This is a genomic window from Actinoplanes sp. NPDC049316, from assembly GCF_040677315.1.
Classification (GTDB): Bacteria; Actinomycetota; Actinomycetes; order Mycobacteriales; family Micromonosporaceae; genus Actinoplanes.
The window spans coordinates 55,790-73,214 of record NZ_JBFAQM010000020.1; the positions used below are offsets into that span (position 1 = coordinate 55,790).

A 17,425-nucleotide genomic window follows, 5' to 3' on the forward strand; every position below is an offset into this window, starting at 1 on the left:
TCCCTCACCCGTCGCCGCTGACCGCCGCCGCGCGATGGGCGACCGCCCGGGGCTCCTGGCTTCAGGATCCGTACTGACCGGGACGATCTGTCGAGGTACTCCCCTCGCCCCGCACCCTATGTGACCCACCTGAACGCTCCCTGAAAACCGCGGCCCCGGCCCGGCGTAATGTCCCGGGCATGACCGCGCCGTTCCCGTCCGGCACGCCTGACGAGCTCGAGCTGTATCTGCGCTGGCTGGCGTTCCTGCGCGGCGCGGTGCTGCGAAAGGCGTCGGGGATCACCGACGAGCAGGCCCGCTGGCGTCCCGACGGCAAGCTGCTGCCGCTCGTCGGCATCGTCAACCACCTCACCCACGTCGAGTGGCGGTGGATCGACGGGCAGATGCTCGGGGCCGGGACCGGCAAGGACGAAGCCGAGTACACGCCGGCCGGCCTGTCGATCGAGGATGCGCTCGACGCGTACCGTCTGCGGGCCGCCGCGACGGACGCCGCGGTCCGCTCCCTGGGCGATCTCGCGACGCCGTGCCGGTGGGGTGACGGCACCGATCTACGCTTCGTGCTCCTGCACTTGATCAACGAGACGGCCCGGCACGCCGGCCACGCCGACGCGGTCCGCGAGCTGCTCGACGGTACGACGGGAGAATGACATGACGATCGCCGGGAGCGCCCTGGTGACCGGGGCTTCACGGGGGCTCGGCGCGCAGATCGCCCGCCGCCTGGCGGGCGACGGCTGGCCGGTCGCGGTGAACTACCACTCCGACGAGGCCGGTGCCGCCGGCGTGGTCGCCGGCATCGTCGCCGCCGGCGGCCGGGCCGCAGCCTTCCAGGCGGACGTCACCGACGAGACGGCCGTCCCCGCCATGGTGGCCGAGATCGAGGCACAGCTCGGCCCGGTGCAGACCGTGGTGGCCAACGCGACCGGACCGCAGCCGCTCGCCCCGGCCGAGGAAGTGACCTGGCAGGACCACCTCAACCAGCTCGTCTTCTTCGTCAAGAGCCCGACGCTGCTCCTGCGGGCCACCCTGCCCGGCATGCGCCGCCTCGGTACGGGCCGCATCGTGCACATCGGCTCCGACTCCTTCGAGCGGGCGTTGCCGGGGGCCTCGGCGTACAACGCGGCGAAGGGCGCCCAGATCGGCCTGGCGCGGACCTGGGCGCGGGAGCTCGGCCGCCACGGGATCACGGTCAACGTGGTCGCCCCCGGCTGGATCCCGGTCGAGCGCCACGGCGTGGTCACCGCCGAGGACAGCGCGGGGTACGTCCGCGACGTGCCGCTCGGCCGCATGGGCACCCCGCAGGAGATCGCCGACGTGGTCGCGTTCGTGGCGAGCGACGCGGCCCGCTTCATCACCGGCGAGCGGATCACCGTGAACGGCGGCCACACGATCGACTAGCTTCCGCGGGCGGGGCCCGGCCGGGCCTCGTCGAGCGAGACCCGGCCGGGTCGTGCGGCTACGCCCCGCGCAGCGCCGCTCCCGTACGCTCAGCCGCCGCGGCCACGGCTGCGTCGCGCGCGGCCACCGCCTCCTCGACCGTCAGGGTGCGGTCCGGGGCGCGGAAGGTGAGCTTGTACGCGAGGCTCTTCAGCCCCTCACCCAGCTGCTCCGACGCGTACACGTCGAACAGCCGCACCGACTCGAGCAGGTCTCCCGCCCCCGCGACCAGCGCGGCCTGCACGTCCGCGGCCGGGACCGCGGCGTCGACGACGAGGGCGACGTCGATCAGGGCCGGCGGGAACGTGGAGATGGCCGTGGCCATGGCGACCGGACGGGCCGGGATCGCGTCGAGGTCGATCTCCATCGCGCAGGTGCGCTTCGGCAGGTCGAGCGCCGAGAGCACCGCGGGGTGCAGCTCGCCGGCGTGGCCGACGAGGGTGCCGTCGACCGAGATCGCGGCGCAGCGGCCCGGATGCCAGGGCGCGTGGTCGGCCGAGCGCACCGTGACCCGGTCGGGGGTCATGCCGGCCGCGGCCAGCGCGATGCGGGCCGCCTCGACCGCGTCCGCCCAGGTGGCCGGGCGTCCCTCACCCCACCAGCCGGCCGGGGTGATGTCGCCGGTGAGCGCCACCGCGAGGTGCCACGGCTGCTCCGGCACGATCGCGTTGGCCGCGGTCCAGTCCTCGTCGGACGGACCGTGGTCGACGCCCAGCGCCGGCGGGGCCGTGGTGGCCAGGTGCGGCAGGAACACCGTACCCGTCTCGTAGATCGCCAGGTCGCGCTCGCCGCGGCCGAGGTTGCGTTTGAGCGTCGCGAGCAGCGGCGGCAGCAGCGTCGTGCGCAGCAGCGGCTCCTGTTCGGACAGCGGGTTGGTCAGCCGGACCGCGCTGCGGCGCGGGTCGTCGGCGGGCAGGCCCAGCGTGTCGGCCGCGGCCGGGGTCACGAACGGGTACGAGAGCACCTCGACGTACCCGTTCTCGGCGAGGGCGGTCCCGATCGCGCGGCGGCGGGCCTGTTCCGGCGTCAGGCCGCGACCGCCGCGCGCCGGGGGCAGCACGCTGGGGATGGCGTCGTAACCGCCCAGCCGGGCGACCTCCTCGACCAGGTCGATGGGGGCGAGCAGGTCGGGCCGCCACGACGGCGGTGTGACCTCGAGCGGCTCGACGCCCGTGACCGCGCAGCCCACCTGGCCGAGCAGCTCGGTGACCCGTTCGACCGGATAGACCACGCCGATGCGCCGGCTCGCGAGGTCGCCGGGCAGCTGCACCGGGACCGGCGGCAGGACGTGGTCGATGTCGAGGATCCGCTCGTCGGCCGTGCCGCCGGCGTGCGCGGTGAGCAGCTCGACGGCCCGCTGCAGCGCCACCAGCGGCAGCTGCGGGTCGACGCCGCGCTCCCAGCGCTTGGCGGCCTCGCTGAACAGCCTGTGCCGGCGGGCCGTACGCCCGACCATCACCGGGTCCCAGTGCGCCGCCTCGAGCAGCACGTCCACCGTGTCCGGCTGGACCTCGCTGGTCTCGCCGCCCATGACCGCGGCGAGCGAGATCGGGCCGGAGTCGTCGCAGATCACCATGTCCTCGGCGTCGAGCACGCGCGCGACACCGTCCAGGGTGGTCAGCTTCTCCCCCGGCCGGGCCCGGCGTACGGTCAGCCCGCCGCGCAGCAGGTTGAGGTCGAACACGTGCATGGGCTGCCCGAGCTCGAGCATCAGGTAGTTGGTGATGTCGACGGCCAGCGAGATCGACCGGATGCCGGCCGCGATGAGGCGGCGCTGCATCCACTCCGGCGACGGCGCCGACGGGTCGATGCCACGGACCACCCGCGCCGCGAAGCGGTCGCAGCCGACCGTGTCCTCGATGCGGATCTCGTACGGCGGCTCCGCGGTGGCCCCCGGCGCCGGGACGGCACCCGGGTCGGTGTACGCCGTGCTGTATGCGTACGCCAGCTCGCGGGCGATGCCGCGCACGCTCATCTGGTAGCCGCGGTCCGGGGTGATCTCCACGTCGACGATCACGTCGTCGAGCCCGACCACGGGACGCGCGTCGGTGCCGGGCGCCGCCGACTCCGGCGGGAGCACGATGATGCCCGAGTGGTCGCCGCTCAGGCCCAGCTCGGCGGCGGAGCAGATCATGCCGTTGGAGTTGCGCCCGTACGTCTTGCGCGCGCCGATCCGGAAACCGCCGGGCAGCTCGCCACCGGGCAGGATCACGACCACCAGGTCGCCCACGGCGAAGTTGCGGGCACCGCAGACGATCTCCTGCGCGGCCGGGTTGCCGACGTCGACGCGGCAGAAGCGGATGGGCTTCTTGAATCCGGTGAGCTCCTCGATCTCGAGCACCCGGCCGACGACCAGGTCGCCCTTGATCGTGGCGGCCTGGTCGACGACGGACTCCACCTCGATGCCGAGGTCCACCAGCTTGCGCTCGAGGTCGGCGGCGTCGACGGGCGACGGCAGCTCGACGTACTCGCGCAGCCAGGACAGGGACAGCTTCATGATCAGACCGCCATACCGAAGTTGCGGGTGAACCGGACGTCACCCTCCACCATGTCGTGCATGTCGCTCACGCCGTTGCGGAACATCAGCGTGCGCTCGACGCCCATCCCGAACGCGAAGCCCGAGTAGCGCTCCGGGTCGATGCCGCAGGCGGTGAGCACCCGCGGGTTGACCATTCCGCAGCCGCCCCACTCCACCCAGCGCGGGCCGTCGCGGTGCTGGGCGAACCAGACGTCGAACTCCGCGGACGGCTCGGTGAACGGGAAGTAGTGCGGCCGCCAGCGGGTGCGCGCGTCGGGGCCGAACATGGCCCGGGCGAAGTGGTCCAGCGTGCCCTTGAGGTGGGCCATGGTGATGCCCTCGTCGACGACGAGGCCCTCGATCTGGTGGAACACCGGGCTGTGGGTGGCGTCCAGGTCGTCCGTCCGGTACGCCCGCCCCGGGCTGACCACGTAGATCGGCGGCTGCCGGGTCAGCATGGTGCGCACCTGGCCGGGCGACGTGTGCGTGCGCATGACCAGGCCGGGCAGGTCCACGTAGAACGTGTCCATGAGCCCGCGCGCGGGGTGGTCCGGGCCGATGTTGAGCGCGTCGAAGTTCGCCCATTCGAGCTCGAGCTCGGGTCCCTCGACGACGTCGTAGCCCATGCCGATGAACAGGTCGGCCATGTGCTCCATGAGCGTGGTCAGTGGGTGCCGGGCGCCGCGCGGGCGGCGGTCCCACGGCAGGGTGACGTCGACGCGCTCCTCGACCAGCACCCGGGCGGCCCGCTCGAGCTCCAGCTCGGCGAGGCGGGCGTCGTACGCCCCCTGGATGGACTGGCGGGCCACGTTGACGCGCTTGCCGGCGTCGGACTTGGCGGCGGGCGGCAGCGAGCCGATCTCGCGCCGGGCCAGCGACACCGGCGAGCGGTCGCCCAGGTGGGCGGGCTTGAGCGCGCCGAGCGCGTCGAGGTCGGCCGCCGCGGCGAACGCCTTCTCGGCCTCGGCGACCGCGGCCTCGAGGGCCTCGGGGGCGAGCAGGGCGGCCTGCTTCGGATCGTACGGATCGTTGCGGTAGGACATGGTCGGGCGAACTCCCTCACACCGGATGAGCCATCGGCTCGTCGGGACCGAGTGCACCGAGCGCAGCGAGGGCCGCGAGTGGGGCGACTCGGGTGGATCAGTGTACGGAGGCACGGCTGGGCCGCAGCCCGCCGGTCAGGGAAGTTCGCGCAGAAGAAGAGTCAGCCCACGCGCCCGCGACCAGCGGGCTGGGTAAACATCCGACTCATGACGGTCTCCTCGGGGAGCGCTGCGCTCTGGCCGAAGCATACAAGCAGACGGCCGCGGCGGCAGCCAGGTTAAGGCTCTCCGCGCCGCCGTAGATGGGTACGCGCACCCGCCGGTCGGCGCTCGTCAGCAGCTCGGCGGGCAGCCCGTGGGCCTCGGACCCGAAGAGCCAGGCCGTGGGGGCGGCGAGGGTGCCGTCGTCGAGCAGGTCGTCGAGGTCGCTGTCGCCGTACCCGGTGGTGGCGAGCACCTGCAGCCCGGCGGCGCGCAGCTCGTCGGCGACGGTCAGCGGCGAGCGCACCACGTCCACGTTGAACAGACTCCCCGCGGAGGAGCGCACACATTTGCCGTTGTACGGGTCCACCGCGTCGCCGGCGAACACCACCGCACCGGCTCCGGCGGCGTCGGCGGTGCGCAGGACCGTACCCGCGTTGCCCGGGTCGCGGATCTCCGCGGCGACCGCCACCAGCCGGGGTTGCTTGGCGAGCGCGGCGGCCAGCGGCACGTCGACCTGCTCGCACACCGCGACGAGCCCCTGCGGCTGGACGGTCTCCGCGAGCGCCGCCAGCCCCTCCTCGGTCACCGGGGACACCACGGGCGCCTGCATCGCGAGGTCGCCGTGGCGGGCGAGGGCCGCGTCCGTACCGAACAACTCCAGGACGACCCCCGCGGCCAGGGCGGAGCGCACCGCCTGGGGCCCTTCTGCCAGGAAGCGGCCGGTCTGGTCGCGGTCGCGGCGGCGCTGCAGGCGCCGGGCCGCGACGACCCTGGGGGTACGGGGGGTGAAGGTCACATCTCCTCCGGGGACAAGCATCGGGGCGCCTCCCGGACGAACCGGAAAGCGCCCCGAAAGGACTTGCTCAGGCGGCCTGGGCGGCGGCGCCGCCCGTGCCCTCGGCCGCCACGGCGGCGCGGGCGACCTCGACGATCGCCGCGAACGAGGCGGCGTCGTTGACGGCCATGTCGGCCAGGATCTTGCGGTCCACCTCGACGCCGGCCAGCTTGAGGCCCTGGATGAGGCGGTTGTAGGTCAGGCCGTTGGCCCGGGCGCCCGCGTTGATGCGCGTGATCCACAGCTGGCGGAAGTCGCCCTTGCGGTCACGGCGGTCGCGGTACGCGTACTGCATCGAGTGCAGCACCTGCTCCTTGGCCTTGCGGTACAGGCGCGAGCGCTGTCCGCGGTAGCCGCTGGCAGTCTCCAGCAACGTGCGACGCTTCTTCTGGGCGTTCACTGCCCGCTTGACGCGTGCCATTTCGGTACTCCTAACAGGGGAACGGGTGTGGCTCGCGTCAGCGGCCGAGCAACTTCTTCACGCGCTTCACGTCGGCCTTGGCGACCACGACGGTGCCGGTCATCCGGCGCGTGACGTGGGAGGACTTGCCCTCCAGCAGGTGCCGCTTGCCGGCCTGCTCGCGGACGATCTTGCCCTTGCCGGTGAGCTTCACCCGCTTACCCATGCCGGTGTGGCTCTTCATCTTCGGCACTTGAACGCCTACTCTCTCTGCTCCCCGAGGCCGGAGGACCTCGGGGATTCCATCACTCTGCGGTGGTGTCGGCGGGCGCTTCGGCCGGCGGCGCCTCGGCACCGTCGCCCTCACGCGGTTCCCGCGGCGGCCGGGCGTTGGCCGCGATCGTGGCCGCGGCGGCCGCCTTGGTGGCCCGGTGAGGCGCCAGCACCATGATCATGTTGCGGCCGTCCTGCTTGGGACTGGCCTCGACGAAGCCGAGTTCCGAGATCTCCTCGCTGAGCCGGCGCAGGAGCCGGAAGCCCAGCTCCGGGCGGCTCTGCTCGCGACCGCGGAACATGATCGTCACCTTGACCTTGTCGCCCGCCTTGAGGAACCGCACCACGTGACCCTTCTTGGTCTCGTAGTCGTGCGGGTCGATCTTCGGCCGCAGCTTCATTTCCTTGATGACGGTCTGTTGCTGGTTGCGCCGGGCTTCGCGCGCCTTGAGTGCACTCTCGTACTTGAACTTGCCGAAGTCCATGAGCTTGCACACCGGCGGGCGCGCCATCGGCGCCACCTCAACCAGATCCAGGTCGACGTCCGCAGCCAGCTGCAGGGCGCGCTCGAGCGGGACGATGCCCACCTGCTCACCCTCAGGGCCGACCAGCCGGACTTCCCGTGCCCGGATCTGCTCGTTCACGCGTGGTTCGACGCTGATGTGGCCTCCTCAGAACGATCTGCTCGCGTCCGGCACGTGCCGGACGCTGTCTGCCAATGTCGGTCGGCCTCGCGCCGCCCTCGTGCAACGGGCGACGGGAAAGCAGAAGGCCCCGGCGCATGCCAGGGCCCGCTCGACCGGTCATCGGCGTCCATGAGGACGCACACCGGCACCGGGTATTCCCCAGGCCGGTTGACCGGACCCGGACACCGTCCCGCGCGGAACGCGGATGGCGACTCGGGTGGGAACCAGCGGGCTCCTCTTTCGCGCCCGCAGCTCCCCGACCCGAGGGTAAAGTGCGCAGGCGTGGTCGACTGCGGCGAAGTCTACCAGCTCAGGAGGACGACGCCGAATGAAGGGCCCGAAGTGCGCGGACGCCCTCGACGGCGTACTCCTTGTCGGCCGCCTGCAGCGCGTGCACCGGCACGGTCTCGTCGTCGTGCAGCTCCAGCATCGCCCAGGCCGAGTTGCGGTCGAAACGCACGGCGCGCACCGCCGACCAGGGCAGATCGAAGTTACCGATGACGTTGCGGATCCGCACGTGCTCGGCGTCCGCGCGGACCCGGGGGCGGGTGAAGGCCAGGATGCCCGCGGCGGCGAGGACACCGAGGCCGATCATGGCGGTCTGGTCGCCGCGCTCGAACTGGCCCAGGCCGTCGCCCGTGGCGCCGTGCAGCCCGAAGCTGAGCGCGGTGAACAGGATCACCACCGCGGCGGCCGAGAAGCCGGCCACCCAGCGGATGCGGCGCGGCCGGAACTCGACGGCCTCGCGGGTCGGAGTAGTCACAGACACAACTCTGCCACTAGAGCCGGCAGTTGGAGATGTCGGTGACCAGGATGGCGCGCGCGCCGAGCTCGTACAGCTCGTCCATGATCCGGTGCACCTCGGCGCGGCGGACCATGGCCTGCACCGCCACCCATCCCTCGCGGTGCAGCGGCGAGACCGTCGGTGACTCGATGCCGGGCGTCAGCGCGGTCGCGTTCTCCAGCAGGTCGGCGCGCACGTCGTACGCCAGCATCACGTAGCTGCGGGCCACCAGCACACCCTGCAGCCGCCGGATGAGCTGGGAGGTCTTCGCCTCGGTGGTGTCGTTGTGCCGCCCGATCAGGATGGCCGACGAACGCAGCAGCGGCTCCCCCACCGTGACCAGGCCGGCCTGGCGCAGCGTGGTGCCGGTCTCGACGACGTCGGCGATCAGGTCGGCGACACCGAGCCGTACGGCGTTCTCCACCGCGCCGTCGAGGCGGACCACGTCGGCCTTGAGGTCGTGCTCGGCGAGATACCGCTCCACCACCCCCGGGTACGCGGTCGCGATGCGCCGGCCACCGATCTCGGCTTCCGAGCCCAGCGTCCCGGCCGGCGCGGCCCAGCGGAACGTGGCACCGCCGAAGCTCAGGTCCAGTAGCTCCTGAGCCGGTACGGCCGAGTCGACCAGCAGGTCCCGGCCGGTGATACCGAGATCCAGATCACCCGAGGCGACGTACGTGGCGATGTCGCGGGGACGCAGGTAGAAGAACTCGACGTTGTTGTCCTCGTCACGGCAGACGAGGTCCTTGGGGTCGGTGCGCTGGCGGTAACCGGCGTCGCGCAGCATCTGGGCGGAGGGGGCGGACAGGGTTCCCTTGTTGGGTACGGCGATGCGCAACATGGACGTGCTCCTTCGACGGGACTCGATGAGGGCGACAGGGCACGTCAGAGATGTCGGTAGACGTCCTTCAGCTCGAGACCGGTGGCGATCATCAGGACTTGTGCCTGGTAGAGGAGCTGCGAGATCTCCTCGGCGGCGCGGTCGGGGCCCTCGTGCTCGGCGGCCATCCATGACTCGGCGGCTTCCTCGACGACCTTCTTCCCGATGAAGTGCACGCCCTTGTCCAGCGCCGCGACGGTGCCCGAGCCCTCGGGCCGCTGCGCCGCCTTGGCCTGAAGCTCGGCGAACAACTCTTCGAACGTCTTCACGGGAGGGAATTGTTGCAGCTCATTAACCGATGGCGACGGACGGCCCCATCCCTTGGGACGTGGGCTAGCCTGCGCTTCATGGTCAGCAGAAACACCTTCGCCGCACTCGGCGGCGCCGCTGTGCTCGCCGTCACGCTCGCTGCCTGCGCGCCCGCGGACGAGGAAGGCAGCCCCGCCGCGAGCGGCTCCGCGTCCGCCTCCGGCGCGGCCTGCGCCCCGGGCGCCCTCGACACGATGACGCCGGGCAAGCTCACGATCGGCACCGACAACCCGGCCTACGAGCCGTGGTTCAGCGACAACAAGCCGGCCAACGGCAAGGGCTTCGAGTCGGCGGTGGCGTACCAGGTGGCCGAGCGCCTCGGCTACCCCGCGGCGAACGTGACGTGGACCCAGGTGACGTTCAACAACGCGATCGCCCCGGGCCCCAAGACGTTCGACTTCGACATCAACCAGTTCTCGATCACGCCGGAGCGGCGCAAGGCGGTCGACTTCTCGTCGCCGTACTACCTCGTGCGCCAGACGGTGATCACGACCAAGGGCTCGAAGATCGCGGGGGCGAAGACGCTGGCCGAGCTCAAGGACGCCAAGCTCGGCGCCCAGGTCGGCACGACGAGCTATCAGGCGATCGCCGAGCTCATCAAGCCGGCGGCGCAGCCGCAGGTGTTCAACAACAACGACGACGCCAAGAAGGCGCTGGAGAACAAGCAGGTCGACGGCATCGTCGTGGACCTGCCGACCGCGTTCTACATGACCGCGGCGGAGCTCGAGGACGGTGTCATCGTCGGCCAGCTGCCGCAGGTGGGCGTACCGGAGCAGTTCGGCCTGGTCCTGGATCTCGGCTCGAAGCTGACCCCGTGCGTGAGCGCGGCCGTCGACCAGCTGCGCCAGGACGGCACGCTGGCGGTCCTGGAGAAGACCTGGCTCGCCGGCAGCGGCGGGGCTCCCGAGCTTTCGTGACCACCGAGCTCGACCGGGCCGGGCTCTACCGGCCCAGCGACGTCCAGCTCGGGCGGATCGCCTACCGGCGACGGCAGACGATCCGCTCGGTGCTGCTGGCGGCCCTGTCCACCGCGGTCGCCGGCGGCGCGCTGGCCTTCGCCGTCACCGGCGCGCCCGGCTGGGACCGGGTCAAGGCGTCGTTCTTCGACCCCGCGGTCGCGCGCAAGTACCTGCCGGCCGTCCTCGAAGGACTGTGGCTCAACGTCCGGCTGCTGGTCGTCTGCGCCGCGGCCGCGCTGGCGCTCGGCCTGCTCGTCGCGGTGCTGCGCACGCTGCGCGGACCGGTCTTCTTCCCGGTGCGTGCGCTGGCGACCGGGTACACGTACGCGTTCCGCGGCCTCCCGCTGATCATCGTGCTGTACGTGTGCACCCTCGGCGTGCCCGGGCTCCGGCTGCAGGGCATGCCGTCGGTGCTGGTGCTCGGCGGGGCCGCGCTCGTGATCACGTACGGGGCGTACCTGGCCGAGGTGTTCCGGGCCGGCATCGAGTCGGTGCATCCCAGCCAGCTCGCCGCCGCGCGCTCGCTCGGGCTCACGTACCGGCAGACGATGCGGCACGTGGTCCTGCCGCAGGCGGTACGCCGGGTCGCCCCGCCGCTGCTCAACGACACGGTGGCGTTGCAGAAGGACGTGGGCCTGGTGTCGCTGGCCGGCCCGATCGACGCCGTGCGCGCGGCGCAGATCGCGACGGCCCAGGACGCCAACTTCACGCCGTACATCGTGGCCGGGGTGTTGTTCGTGCTTCTCGCCCTGCCGCTCATCGGCGTCACCGACTGGGTGACGCTGCGGGCGGCCCGCCGCCAGTCCGCGGGGTCCTGATGCTGCTGACGTGTGAGAACGTACGGAAGACGTTCGGGTCTCAGGTGGTCCTCGACGATCTGTCGCTCGACGTGGGCGAGCACGAGGTGGTCGCGCTGATCGGCGCCTCCGGGTCGGGCAAGTCGACGCTGCTGCGCTGCGTCAGCCTGCTCACCGGCGTCGACGACGGGACCATCCGGCTCGACGGCGAGGACATCACCGACCCGCGGGTGAACCCCGACCTGGTCCGTCGCCGGATCGGCATGGTGTTCCAGGCGTACAACCTGTTCCCGCACATGACCGTGCTGCGCAACATCACGCTGGCACCCGACAAGGTGCACAAGCGCGCGGCGGCCGACGTACGCGACCAGGCGATGGAGTGGCTGCGCCGGCTCGGCCTCGCGGACAAGGCGGACAGCTACCCCGACCGGCTCTCCGGCGGCCAGCAGCAGCGCGTGGCGATCGTCCGGGCGCTGGTGAACAGCCCGCGGCTGCTGCTGCTCGACGAGGTCACCTCGGCGCTCGACCCGGAGCTGGTCGGCGAGGTGCTGACGATGATCCGCGGCCTCAAGGAGGAGGGCATGACGATGGTCCTCGCCACCCACGAGATGGGCTTCGCCCGTCAGGTGGCGGACCGGGTCGTCTTCCTCGACGGCGGCCGCGTGCTGGAGTCCGGGCCGCCGTCGCAGGTGCTGGGCGACCCGGTCGAGGCCCGGACCCGCCAGTTCCTGGCCCGCATCATCGAAGCGGGCCGCCTGTGACGGCTACGCCGAGACCTGGCGGATGGCGAGTACGGCGTCCAGCACCGCGACCGTGCTCTGCCAGCCCTTGTCCTCGATCGAGTCCTCCAGGCCGGCCCGGTCCTTGGCCTGGCCCAGGCTCTCCACGGTCAGCACGCCGTGCGCGACCGGCGTCTCGGCGTCCAGCGCGACCCGGGTCAGGCCCGCGGTGACGGCGTCGCAGACGTAGTCGAAGTGCGCGGTCTCCCCGCGGATGACCACGCCGAGGGCCACGACGGCGTCGCACCTCTTCGCCAGGGCCTGCGCCACGATCGGCAGCTCGACCGAGCCCGCCACCCGGGTCACGATGACCTCGTCCACACCGCACGCCTTCGCCGCCGCCTGGGCCCGCTCGACCATGTGGTCGACCAGGTCGGCGTGCCAGCGTGAGCCGACGATGCCGAGGGTGAGCCCGGCGGCGTCGACGGTGTTCAGGTGCGGGTCTCCGAAACCGGCCATGATGCCCCCTTTTTTCCGTATGTTCCCATGATCCGACGGGCCGGATCAGCCCAACGCCTCGAACAGATGACCCATGCGGTCGCGCTTGGTCCGCAGGTAGCGCACGTTCTCCGGGTGCAGCCGAACCGGCAGCGCCTCGCGCCCGGTGATCGTCAGGCCGTACCCCTCCAGGCCCGCGCGCTTGGCCGGGTTGTTGGTGAGCAGACGCATCGAGCGGACGCCGAGGTCGTAGAGGATCTGGGCGCCGGTGCCGTAGTCCCGCGCGTCGGCGGGCAGCCCGAGCTCCAGGTTGGCGTCGACGGTGTCCAGGCCGCGGTCCTGCAACTGGTACGCCTGCAGCTTGTGCAGCAGCCCGATGCCGCGCCCCTCGTGCCCGCGCATGTACAGCACGACCCCGCGCCCGGCCTGCGCCACCCGGTCCAGGGCGGCGTCGAGCTGGGGACCGCAGTCGCAGCGTACGGACCCGAAGACGTCGCCGGTGAGGCACTCGGAGTGGACCCGGACCAGCACGTCCTCGCCGTCGCCGAGGTCGCCGTACACCAGCGCCACGTGCTCGGCGCCGTCGACGCCCGTGCGGTAGCCGACCGCCGTGAAGTCGCCGTGCTCGGTCGGCAGCCGCGTCTCGACGACCCGCTCCACCTGCTGCTCGTGCCGCCGCCGGTACGCGATCAGCTGCTCGATGCTGATCAGCGCCAGGTCGTGCTCGGCGGCGAACGTCTCCAGGTCGGGCAGGCGCATCATCGTGCCGTCGTCGTTGACCATCTCGCACAGCACCCCGGCCGGGCGCAGCCCCGCCAGCACGGCCAGGTCGATCGCGGCCTCGGTGTGCCCCGGCCGGCGCAGCACGCCACCCGGCTTGGCGCGCAGCGGCACCACGTGCCCCGGCCGGGACAGGTCGGTCGGCTTGGTGTCCGCGCCGGCCAGCAGCCGGATCGTGTGCGCCCGGTCGGCGGCCGAGATGCCGGTGGAGACGCCGGCAGCCGCGTCCACGGTGACCGCGTACGCCGTCCCCCGCCGGTCCTGGTTGGTGTGGAACATCGGCGGCAGGTCCAGCCGGTCCGCCTCCTCCTCGGTCAGCGGCACGCAGATGTAGCCCGAGGTGTACCGCACCATGAACGCGACCAGTTCCGGCGTGGTGTGCTCGGCGGCGAAGATCAGATCACCCTCGTTCTCGCGGTCCTCGTCGTCGACCACGATCACGGGACGGCCGGCGGCGATGTCGGCCACGGCCCGGCGCACATCAGCGAGCATTGCGGTCTCCCAGCATCTTCTCGACGTACTTGGCAATGACGTCGACCTCGAGGTTCACCGGGTCGCCGGGTGCCTTGGAGCCCAGCACGGTGAGTTTGAGCGTGGTCGGGATCAGCCCGACCGCGAACGAGTCGGCGGTGACCTCCATGACGGTCAGCGAGACGCCGTCGACGGTGATCGAACCCTTCTCCACGACGTAGCGCGACAGCTCGGAAGGCAGCGAGAAGCGCAGCACCTCCCACTGCTCGGCGGGCTCGCGGGAGAGGATCGTGGCGACCCCGTCGACGTGGCCCTGCACGAGGTGCCCGCCGAGCCGCGAGCCGACGGTCGCCGCGCGCTCCAGGTTGACCGGGCTGCCCTCGCGCAGCGCGCCGAGCGAGGAGCGCTTGAGGGTCTCGCCCATGACGTCGGCCGTGAAGACGCCGTCCGTGGCCTCGATGACCGTGAGACAGACCCCGTTGACCGAGATGGAGTCCCCATGCCGGGCGTCCGACGTGACCAGTGGTCCGCGTACGGCGATGAGCGCCGAGTCGTCCCCCGCGTCGGTGAGGCGCACGACCTCACCCAGTTCCTCGACGATGCCGGTGAACATATGGCTGCCTCAATCCGTTTGTGGGTGGTGGGCGGGGTGGTCGGATGGCTTGGGCCGAAGTGATGCTACGAAGCGCAGGTCGGGGCCGATCTGCGTGATCTCGATCAGGTCCAGGTCGATCGCCTCGGCGATCGTGGTGACGCCCGCGTCGACCAGGGCCGCGCGTCCGGCGCCGAGCAGCTTGGGCGCGACGTAGCCGACGACCCGGTCGACCAGGCCCGCGGCGAGGAACGCGCCCGCCAGCGTCGGGCCGCCCTCGAGCAGGACCGCGCGGACGCCGCGGGTGAACAGCTCGCGCAGCAGGGCGGACAGGTCGACGTGGCCGTCGGGTCCGGCGCCGACCGCGGCCGCCGTCGCGATCCAGGTCTCCGCGGCGGCGTCGCGCACGCGCGCTTTGCCGGGGGTACGCCCGGAGGAGTCGACCACCACCCGCAGCGGCTGCTTGATCGCGAGGCTGCCGTCGCGCAGATCGCGGACGGTGAGCTGGGGATCGTCGGCGAGCACCGTGCCGACCCCCGCGACGATGGCGTCGACGGTGCTGCGCAGCCGGTGCACGTCGCGGCGGGCCGGCTCCGAGGTGATCCACATGCTGGTGCCATCGGCCGCCGCTGAGCGCCCGTCGAGGGTGGCCGCGTACTTCCACGTCACGTACGGGCGGCCCCGGCGCACGGCGGTCAGCCAGGCCACGTTGCCGGCCTCGGCCTCCGGCCGGCGTACCCCCGTCTCGATCTGCACCCCGGCGGCTCGCAGCGTCGCCGCTCCCCCGGCCGCGACCGGCGTCGGGTCGTCGACCGCGATGACCACCCGGGTGATGCCGGCGGCGATCAGGGCCTGGGCGCACGGCCCGGTGCGCCCGGTGTGGTTGCAGGGCTCCAGCGTGACCACCGCCGTTCCGCCGCGGGCGCGGTCGCCGGCCTGGGCCAGCGCCACGATCTCGGCGTGCGGGCCGCCCGCGTACGCGTGGAAGCCCTCACCGACCACCTCGCCGTCGGCGCTGAGCAGCAGGCAGCCGACGACCGGGTTGGGGCTGGTGGTGCCGAGGCCCCGGGCGGCAAGCGCGATCGCGCGGCGCATCGCCTCGTCCTCGGTGACCATCTCTCAGCCCTTCCCTGACGCGGTACGGTCACGCGCCGGAAGGTGAGGGAAATAAGCCGGGAACCGGACATCAGGGTACGCTTCGCGCGCCCCGGGCGAGGGTACGGCGCCGGCTCGCCCGGCACTGCGCCCGGACGGGCCGACCCGCGGACACCTCGGTCCTGTTCCGCGCGCTGTCTCCCATCCGGACTGTCTGACCGATCGGCGTGTGCCGGTCGATCAACCGTCGGCCCCGGAGTCTCACCAGGTCCACCGGCCGCCGAGGTTCGACGTCCGGGTCGCGGGCTTACCTTCCCGTGGGGGAAGGATCACCGCCGGTTCGGAATTTCACCGAGTCCCGCCAGCGCGTGGTGGGTCACCGGCCAGTCTTCCACGTCCTGCGCGATCTGCCACCTGCCGGGCGACCCACGTCACAGGGTCGGTTCGTCGTCCAGGTCCGAGTCGCTGCGCCGGCGGTCGATGGCCACGTACGAGCCCGGCTGGCTCTTGGCCACCTTCTTCATCTCGGACGCGACTGCCACGACGGCGCGGTGGTCGTCGTACAACCGGCCGCCCGCGATGGACTGCGCGACGCCGATCGAGAGCGTGACCAGCGCGGCGCGCTGCTTGCCGCCGCGGCGGTCCGGCACCTCGATGTAGCCGCGCTGCGCGTCCTCGGGGTCGTACAGCTGGTCGGCGGAGGCCTCGAAGTCGGTGACCATGTGCTTGGTCAGCGGCAGCACCTGGTCGGGGTGGCAGATGAACACGAAGTCGTCGCCGCCGATGTGGCCCAGGAACACCGGCGGGCGCCCGGCGGCGGCCGCGGCGCGGTGCAGGCTGCGGGCCAGCACGGTGATGAACTCGTCGCCGCGGTCGAAGCCGTACACGTCGTTGACCGGCTTGAACCGGTCGATGTCGACGTAGCCGACCGAGAAGTCGCCGCTCGCCTTCATCCGGTCCGCGATCTCGCGGGTGACGCGGGCGTTGCCGGGCAGGCCGGTCAGCGGCGACACCTCGCGGAACTCCTTGTTGCGCCGCAGCGTCGAGGAGACCCGGGCGATCAGCTCCGCGGTGTCGAACGGCTTCACGAGGTAGTCGTCGACGCCCGCGGTCAGGCCGACGACCTTGTCCACGGTCATGCCCTTGGCGGTCAGCATGATCACCGGGAGCGCGGAGGTGAGCGGCTCGGCACGCAGCCGGCGGGTCAGCTCCACGCCGTCCATCTGCGGCATCATCCAGTCCACCACCGCCAGGTCGGGGCGACGGGTCTCCATCAGCTCCAGCGCCTCCTGGCCGTTGCAGGCCCGGACCACGTCGAAGCCGTGCACCTCGAGGTTGAACGCGACGAACCCGGCGATGTCGGCGTCGTCGTCCACGACCATGATGAGGTCGCGCTTCTCCTCGGGCTCGCTGCCCGGCCCGTCGCCGGCGCGCCGGACGACACCGGTGCTCATGAGTGCGCCAGGGAACGCTCGGCGAGGGCCCGCAGCTTGCGGACCGCCTCGGCGGGGTCGTCGGCGCCGTACACGGCGGTGCCCGCCACGAACGCGTCGGCGCCGGCCGCGGCGGCCTGCTCGATCGTATCGGCCGCGATGCCGCCGTCCACCTCCAGGCGCACCTGCAGGTCCTTGGCGGTGATCCGGCGCCGCACGTCGCGGACCTTGTCCAGCATCTCCGGCAGGAACTTCTGGCCGCCGAAGCCCGCCTTGATCGTCATGATCAGCAGGGTGTCCAGATAGGGCAGAAGCTCCAGGTACGGCTCGACGGGCGTGTCCCGGTCGATCGCCACCCCCGCCTTCGCCCCCGCCGCCCGCAGCGTCTTGGCCAGCGCCACCGGGTTCTCGCAGGCCTCGGCGTGGAACGTCACGTTGTACGCGCCGGCCTCCGCGTACCCGGGCGCCCAGCGCTCCGGGTCGGTGATCATCAGGTGCACGTCGAACGGGATCGTGGTCGCCTTGCGCAGGCTCTCCACGACCGGCAGGCCGATGGTCAGGTTGGGCACGAAGTGGTTGTCCATGACGTCCACGTGCACCCAGTCGGCCGCACCCTCGATGTCGTGCACCGCGTCGGCGAGGCGCGCGAAGTCGGCGGCGAGGATGCTGGGGGCGATGATCGGCGATGACTCCACCGGTGAAGTGTATGGCCTCG

20 protein-coding genes and 1 riboswitch are annotated in these 17,425 nt (G+C 72.0%); of the genes, 5 read left to right on the forward strand and 15 right to left on the reverse strand.

Annotated features, from left to right (window positions below; genetic code table 11):
• Nucleotides 1-179: 179 nt before the first annotated feature.
• Complete coding sequence (locus tag AB0K03_RS26770) at nt 180-647, forward strand: DUF664 domain-containing protein (protein WP_364689782.1); 468 nt, start codon at nt 180-182, stop codon at nt 645-647.
• A 1-nt stretch (nt 648) separates the two neighbouring features.
• Nucleotides 649-1,395, forward strand: a complete 747-nt coding sequence (locus AB0K03_RS26775; RefSeq protein ID WP_364689785.1) for an SDR family oxidoreductase — start codon at nt 649-651, stop codon at nt 1,393-1,395.
• Nucleotides 1,396-1,453: 58 nt separating this feature from the next.
• On the opposite strand, the gene pheT is transcribed toward AB0K03_RS26775, so the two are convergent.
• The 9 genes from pheT to AB0K03_RS26820 form a co-directional block, all read right to left on the reverse strand.
• Nucleotides 1,454-3,931 (reverse strand): phenylalanine--tRNA ligase subunit beta, encoded by a 2,478-nt coding sequence (gene pheT, locus AB0K03_RS26780; protein WP_364689788.1) that lies wholly within the window; start codon nt 3,929-3,931, stop codon nt 1,454-1,456.
• A 2-nt stretch (nt 3,932-3,933) separates the two neighbouring features.
• Nucleotides 3,934-4,995 (reverse strand): phenylalanine--tRNA ligase subunit alpha, encoded by a 1,062-nt coding sequence (pheS, locus tag AB0K03_RS26785; RefSeq protein WP_249612430.1) that lies wholly within the window; start codon nt 4,993-4,995, stop codon nt 3,934-3,936.
• A gap of 205 nt (nt 4,996-5,200) precedes the next feature.
• Nucleotides 5,201-5,995 carry an RNA methyltransferase gene (locus AB0K03_RS26790; protein ID WP_364689791.1) on the reverse strand — a complete coding sequence of 265 codons (795 nt, stop codon included), beginning with the start codon at nt 5,993-5,995 and terminating at the stop codon, nt 5,201-5,203.
• A gap of 67 nt (nt 5,996-6,062) precedes the next feature.
• Nucleotides 6,063-6,455 (reverse strand): 50S ribosomal protein L20, encoded by a 393-nt coding sequence (rplT, locus tag AB0K03_RS26795; RefSeq protein ID WP_364689793.1) that lies wholly within the window; start codon nt 6,453-6,455, stop codon nt 6,063-6,065.
• Between the two features lie 37 nt (nt 6,456-6,492).
• The gene (gene rpmI / locus AB0K03_RS26800; RefSeq protein ID WP_199513490.1) at nt 6,493-6,687 is read right to left on the reverse strand and encodes a 50S ribosomal protein L35; all 195 of its coding nucleotides are present in this window, start codon (nt 6,685-6,687) and stop codon (nt 6,493-6,495) included.
• 52 nt (nt 6,688-6,739) lie between these two features.
• Nucleotides 6,740-7,351 (reverse strand): translation initiation factor IF-3, encoded by a 612-nt coding sequence (gene infC, locus AB0K03_RS26805; RefSeq protein ID WP_364689796.1) that lies wholly within the window; start codon nt 7,349-7,351, stop codon nt 6,740-6,742.
• A gap of 352 nt (nt 7,352-7,703) precedes the next feature.
• Nucleotides 7,704-8,156, reverse strand: coding sequence for a PH domain-containing protein (locus AB0K03_RS26810; protein WP_364689799.1), 453 nt, complete (start codon nt 8,154-8,156; stop codon nt 7,704-7,706).
• A gap of 16 nt (nt 8,157-8,172) precedes the next feature.
• Nucleotides 8,173-9,018, reverse strand: a complete 846-nt coding sequence (gene hisG / locus AB0K03_RS26815; RefSeq protein WP_364689802.1) for an ATP phosphoribosyltransferase — start codon at nt 9,016-9,018, stop codon at nt 8,173-8,175.
• 44 nt (nt 9,019-9,062) lie between these two features.
• The gene (locus AB0K03_RS26820; protein WP_364689805.1) at nt 9,063-9,326 is read right to left on the reverse strand and encodes a phosphoribosyl-ATP diphosphatase; all 264 of its coding nucleotides are present in this window, start codon (nt 9,324-9,326) and stop codon (nt 9,063-9,065) included.
• A gap of 78 nt (nt 9,327-9,404) precedes the next feature.
• On the opposite strand from AB0K03_RS26820, the gene AB0K03_RS26825 reads away from it, so the two are divergent.
• From AB0K03_RS26825 to AB0K03_RS26835, 3 genes are read left to right on the forward strand one after another with little or no spacing between them, the layout of a single operon-like run.
• On the forward strand, nt 9,405-10,283 hold the full coding sequence (locus AB0K03_RS26825) for an ABC transporter substrate-binding protein (RefSeq protein WP_364689808.1): 879 nt from the start codon (nt 9,405-9,407) through the stop codon (nt 10,281-10,283).
• Nucleotides 10,280-11,143 carry an amino acid ABC transporter permease gene (locus tag AB0K03_RS26830; RefSeq protein WP_364689811.1) on the forward strand — a complete coding sequence of 288 codons (864 nt, stop codon included), beginning with the start codon at nt 10,280-10,282 and terminating at the stop codon, nt 11,141-11,143. Before AB0K03_RS26825 ends, AB0K03_RS26830 begins: the two co-directional genes overlap by 4 nt.
• The gene (locus AB0K03_RS26835; RefSeq protein WP_364689814.1) at nt 11,143-11,883 is read left to right on the forward strand and encodes an amino acid ABC transporter ATP-binding protein; all 741 of its coding nucleotides are present in this window, start codon (nt 11,143-11,145) and stop codon (nt 11,881-11,883) included. Before AB0K03_RS26830 ends, AB0K03_RS26835 begins: the two co-directional genes overlap by 1 nt.
• Nucleotides 11,884-11,886: 3 nt before the next feature.
• Here the strand turns inward: AB0K03_RS26835 and ribH are convergent, their stop codons facing one another.
• The 6 genes from ribH to rpe all read right to left on the reverse strand — a co-directional run bounded on the left by ribH (nt 11,887) and on the right by rpe (nt 17,405).
• The gene (ribH, locus tag AB0K03_RS26840; protein ID WP_364689817.1) at nt 11,887-12,360 is read right to left on the reverse strand and encodes a 6,7-dimethyl-8-ribityllumazine synthase; all 474 of its coding nucleotides are present in this window, start codon (nt 12,358-12,360) and stop codon (nt 11,887-11,889) included.
• A 45-nt stretch (nt 12,361-12,405) separates the two neighbouring features.
• Nucleotides 12,406-13,611: a bifunctional 3,4-dihydroxy-2-butanone-4-phosphate synthase/GTP cyclohydrolase II gene (locus tag AB0K03_RS26845; protein ID WP_364689819.1), complete on the reverse strand. Its 1,206-nt coding sequence runs from the start codon at nt 13,609-13,611 to the stop codon at nt 12,406-12,408.
• Complete coding sequence (locus AB0K03_RS26850) at nt 13,601-14,203, reverse strand: riboflavin synthase (protein ID WP_364689822.1); 603 nt, start codon at nt 14,201-14,203, stop codon at nt 13,601-13,603. The genes AB0K03_RS26845 and AB0K03_RS26850 overlap by 11 nt, the downstream gene beginning before the upstream one ends.
• Before the next feature lie 9 nt (nt 14,204-14,212).
• Nucleotides 14,213-15,298, reverse strand: a complete 1,086-nt coding sequence (gene ribD / locus AB0K03_RS26855) for a bifunctional diaminohydroxyphosphoribosylaminopyrimidine deaminase/5-amino-6-(5-phosphoribosylamino)uracil reductase RibD (protein ID WP_364689825.1) — start codon at nt 15,296-15,298, stop codon at nt 14,213-14,215.
• 168 nt (nt 15,299-15,466) lie between these two features.
• Nucleotides 15,467-15,647: riboswitch (FMN riboswitch) on the reverse strand.
• 61 nt (nt 15,648-15,708) lie between these two features.
• Nucleotides 15,709-16,731 carry a response regulator gene (locus AB0K03_RS26860; protein WP_364689828.1) on the reverse strand — a complete coding sequence of 341 codons (1,023 nt, stop codon included), beginning with the start codon at nt 16,729-16,731 and terminating at the stop codon, nt 15,709-15,711.
• A complete protein-coding gene (gene rpe, locus AB0K03_RS26865) occupies nt 16,728-17,405 on the reverse strand; it encodes a ribulose-phosphate 3-epimerase (RefSeq protein ID WP_364689831.1) in 678 nt (225 codons plus the stop codon). The genes AB0K03_RS26860 and rpe overlap by 4 nt, the downstream gene beginning before the upstream one ends.
• Nucleotides 17,406-17,425: the final 20 nt, after the last annotated feature.

What these genes read in the sequence shown, in the direction of transcription:
- AB0K03_RS26770 (WP_364689782.1), top strand. Translation starts at nt 180, where the DNA reads ATGACCGCGCCGTTCCCGTCCGGCACGCCTGACGAGCTCGAGCTGTAT.
- AB0K03_RS26775 (WP_364689785.1), top strand. Translation starts at nt 649, where the DNA reads ATGACGATCGCCGGGAGCGCCCTGGTGACCGGGGCTTCACGGGGGCTC.
- pheT (WP_364689788.1), bottom strand. Translation starts at nt 3,931, where the DNA reads ATGAAGCTGTCCCTGTCCTGGCTGCGCGAGTACGTCGAGCTGCCGTCG.
- pheS (WP_249612430.1), bottom strand. Translation starts at nt 4,995, where the DNA reads ATGTCCTACCGCAACGATCCGTACGATCCGAAGCAGGCCGCCCTGCTC.
- rplT (WP_364689793.1), bottom strand. Translation starts at nt 6,455, where the DNA reads ATGGCACGCGTCAAGCGGGCAGTGAACGCCCAGAAGAAGCGTCGCACG.
- hisG (WP_364689802.1), bottom strand. Translation starts at nt 9,018, where the DNA reads ATGTTGCGCATCGCCGTACCCAACAAGGGAACCCTGTCCGCCCCCTCC.
- AB0K03_RS26825 (WP_364689808.1), top strand. Translation starts at nt 9,405, where the DNA reads ATGGTCAGCAGAAACACCTTCGCCGCACTCGGCGGCGCCGCTGTGCTC.
- AB0K03_RS26835 (WP_364689814.1), top strand. Translation starts at nt 11,143, where the DNA reads ATGCTGCTGACGTGTGAGAACGTACGGAAGACGTTCGGGTCTCAGGTG.
- ribH (WP_364689817.1), bottom strand. Translation starts at nt 12,360, where the DNA reads ATGGCCGGTTTCGGAGACCCGCACCTGAACACCGTCGACGCCGCCGGG.
- AB0K03_RS26845 (WP_364689819.1), bottom strand. Translation starts at nt 13,611, where the DNA reads ATGCTCGCTGATGTGCGCCGGGCCGTGGCCGACATCGCCGCCGGCCGT.
- AB0K03_RS26850 (WP_364689822.1), bottom strand. Translation starts at nt 14,203, where the DNA reads ATGTTCACCGGCATCGTCGAGGAACTGGGTGAGGTCGTGCGCCTCACC.
- ribD (WP_364689825.1), bottom strand. Translation starts at nt 15,298, where the DNA reads ATGGTCACCGAGGACGAGGCGATGCGCCGCGCGATCGCGCTTGCCGCC.
- AB0K03_RS26860 (WP_364689828.1), bottom strand. Translation starts at nt 16,731, where the DNA reads ATGAGCACCGGTGTCGTCCGGCGCGCCGGCGACGGGCCGGGCAGCGAG.